This is a genomic window from Lysobacter sp. TAB13 (genome assembly GCF_052113885.1).
Classification (GTDB): Bacteria; Pseudomonadota; Gammaproteobacteria; order Xanthomonadales; family Xanthomonadaceae; genus Lysobacter; species Lysobacter gummosus.
On record NZ_JBFRDR010000194.1, the window covers coordinates 1 to 457 of the forward strand.

The 457-nt window shown below is 67.6% G+C and carries 1 protein-coding gene; it reads left to right on the plus strand.

Annotated features, from left to right (window positions below; genetic code table 11):
• Positions 1 to 64 precede the first annotated feature (64 nt).
• On the plus strand, positions 65 to 457 hold a 393-nt coding region (locus AB4Y92_RS25780; protein WP_441822205.1), incomplete at its 3' end, for an NAD(P)-binding protein.

Consider the following 457-nt stretch of genomic DNA (forward strand, 5'->3'; position numbering starts at 1 on the left):
CCCACAGCTTCCCATCGCGACCGGTCGTGCCGGTTGCTGGCGCATCCAATTGCCGAAGACAGTCGTGGCCGCTCCCCATATCCTGATCGCCGGCTCCGGCATCGGCGGGCTTACAGCCGCCATTGCACTGGCGCGGCGCGGCTTCTCCGTGACGGTCGCGGAAAAGCGCACCGGCTTCGGCGAGACCGGTGCGGGCATCCAGCTTTCGCCAAATGCCGGGCATGTTCTCGAAGCTCTCGATCTCGGCCTGGCCGTTAAGCGCGCCTCTGTGGTTGCCGAACGCCTTGTTGTCCGGCGCTGGCAGGATGGTTCTCGGCTGGCTGAAATGCCGATGACCACCGCCGGTGCCGCCCCCCCCTTCCGCACCATACGTCGAACTGACCTGCACACTCTGCTGCTCGATGCCGCCCGTTCCCTGCCCGGCATCCGGCTGATCGTCGGCCGCGGCCTGCGGGAC